This is a genomic window from Butyricicoccus faecihominis (assembly GCF_014648015.1).
GTDB lineage: Bacteria > Bacillota > Clostridia > Oscillospirales > Butyricicoccaceae > Agathobaculum > Agathobaculum butyriciproducens.
Map to the genome: position 1 here is coordinate 1 of NZ_BMQH01000029.1, position 2224 is coordinate 2224.

The following is a 2224-nucleotide window of genomic DNA, read 5'->3' on the forward strand; positions in this document are numbered from 1 at the left end:
CGAGACGGCATCTTTCACAAGATCGGCTCAGTTATTGTAGTAATGGTGGCCGGTGCGGCTGATCTGCTCATCGGCGCCATGCTCGGGCACCTGCCGGGCGTCGTGTTGCCGTTTGAGTATACGACACTGCTGTGCCCGCTGGTGGTCGTGTGGTACACGCTCACGGAGTTGGGCTCGATCGTCGAAAACGCAGTTAGCCTGGGCGCACCCGTGCCGCAGTGGCTCAAGAAGATGCTGTCCGCAGCAAAGGACGCAGTGGATAAGTTAGGGGAGGAGAACGATTGATGAACATTCCGTTTGTGCCGACTGATCCGAGCAACTACTACTCCGGCCGCGGCGGCAATTCGATCAAGTACATCGTCATGCACTATACCGCCAACGACGGCGATACCGACGAGGGCAACGCGCACTATTTTCAGGGCGCAGGCCGACGGGCAAGTGCACACTATTTTGTCGATGAGGACAGCGTTACGCAGTCCGTCCGCGACAACGATGCAGCATGGCACTGCGGCGGTGCTCTCGAGAGCTCGCATCACCCGTTACGCGGCATTTGTATGAACCGTAATTCGTTGGGTGTGGAAATGTGCAGCGACATCGTAAGTGGCAAGTACACCATCACGCCGCAGACGGTAGACCGTGCCGTCGAGTTGGTCAAGTATCTCATGGCGAAGTACGGCATTGACGTAGATCACGTCGTGCGGCACTATGATGTCACCGGCAAGCTGTGCCCCGAGCCGTGGGTACGCGACGAAAGTCTGTGGCGTAAGTTCAAGGCACGGCTGACCGCGCCGGTTGAACTCGAACCGAAGAAGGAGGACGACGAAGTGGTAGAAAAGAAAAAGGTCCTGCTCAATGGCAAGACCTACGAGTGTGAGTGCATCTGCAAGGATGAAACCAACTATATCAAGATGAGATCGCTCAAGCAGGCAGGCTTTACGGTCAGCTACGATGCTGTTCGTAAGCTGCCGGCCATCACCGCGCCGCAGTGCCGCACGTTCGTGCCGGACGGCACGCCGGACGTGCAGGCCGCCATCGACACCGTGCAGGAGGTTGTCGGTCTGGAGGAGCAGACCATCGAGTATCTGCTGCGGTATCAGTACGGTGAGCAGCTCGTGAAGAAGCTGGCTAAGGCGATGGAGAAGTAAAGTACAACCCCTCAGTGTCACTTCATTCGGACACTGAGGGGTTATTATACTCTTTATGATTTTTGAGAGTTATCAGAGGCGCAACTACGCTTGAATATGCGTTTGCCGTACATCAGTTTGTAATAGTTATTATTTAGCTCAAAACTAATGTCCTCGACAAGTTTATTCCGTATATCCATAATAGTTATATCGGCTTCTGTGTGCTTTATCTCGATCAAGTGAGGTTCGATTTCACAAATAAACTTCTTAATCGCAACGTCGTTTTTTCCGGAACCATCTCGAAACCATCGAAAATGCCAGATGTGATTACGGATTGCATTATTAACTTGCACGATTGGATAGTATATTTGGGTGTAAATATAACGTCTATCATTATCATTGCTGAAAAAGCTTGTGAAGAAGTCAAAATCTCCATAATACCTATCCCAATCTATTTTACTGATGTCGGTATAGTTCAAAAAGAAATCGACCTTTTCTTCTAATCCCCAGGTATATTGATATTTGTTCAAATCGTGCAGTATTGCCTTGGTGGCATAGGAAAATCCTTCGAACGTGCGACGTCGTTCAACTCTATATCCGATAATAGATGTTAGCAGAGTTAATGAGCTGCTGCCAAATATACCGAGCAGAAGATTGCACCAAAACGGATTGGAATCCGTGAAATAAAAATTGAGTGCGAATGCGATGCAGAAGGAAATCAAGGTTATTGCGCAAGTAATATAAATAGCGTATTTGTAAGTTCTCATATCTTCTCCAATCTTTTGCAATCATTATAGCATATCGGCAGAAAACTTTCCAATGGGGAGGCGGCTGCCCTAAGCGCTTTCGAGGGCAGGGAACACCGTCGTAAAAAATTCCTTTTGTCGTCAAAGTGTCGTCAGTTAAAAACTGGAACAACAAAGATAAAGAAAAAGTGCTGAAATACAACGATTTCAGCACAATTCTTGGTGCGGATGGGGGGACTTGAACCCCCACGTCCTTGCGAACACTAGCACCTGAAGCTAGCGCGTCTGCCATTCCGCCACATCCGCATATTTTGTTGTTGAAAGAAGGTGGTGCGAGTGACGGGACTTGAACCC

At 49.3% G+C, this 2224-nt stretch carries 3 protein-coding genes and 1 tRNA gene; 2 read left to right on the forward strand and 2 right to left on the reverse strand.

What is annotated here, in order from left to right:
- Both IEY11_RS14535 and IEY11_RS14540 read left to right on the forward strand, forming a co-directional pair.
- Positions 1-285, forward strand: a 285-nt coding sequence (locus IEY11_RS14535; RefSeq protein ID WP_188886897.1) for a phage holin family protein, incomplete at its 5' end; no start/stop codon positions are given.
- Positions 285-1145, forward strand: a complete 861-nt coding sequence (locus IEY11_RS14540; protein WP_188886898.1) for a peptidoglycan recognition protein family protein — start codon at positions 285-287, stop codon at positions 1143-1145. The genes IEY11_RS14535 and IEY11_RS14540, both read left to right, overlap by 1 nt.
- Before the next feature lie 53 nt (positions 1146-1198).
- On the opposite strand, the gene IEY11_RS14545 is transcribed toward IEY11_RS14540, so the two are convergent.
- Positions 1199-1891, reverse strand: a complete 693-nt coding sequence (locus IEY11_RS14545; protein ID WP_188886899.1) for a hypothetical protein — start codon at positions 1889-1891, stop codon at positions 1199-1201.
- Positions 1892-2090: 199 nt separating this feature from the next.
- Positions 2091-2176, reverse strand: a tRNA-Leu gene (locus tag IEY11_RS14550).
- Positions 2177-2224: the final 48 nt, after the last annotated feature.

Excerpts from the sequence above, each read along its gene's own strand:
- IEY11_RS14540 (WP_188886898.1), top strand. The coding sequence starts at position 285 with ATGAACATTCCGTTTGTGCCGACTGATCCGAGCAACTACTACTCCGGC.
- IEY11_RS14545 (WP_188886899.1), bottom strand. The coding sequence starts at position 1,891 with ATGAGAACTTACAAATACGCTATTTATATTACTTGCGCAATAACCTTG.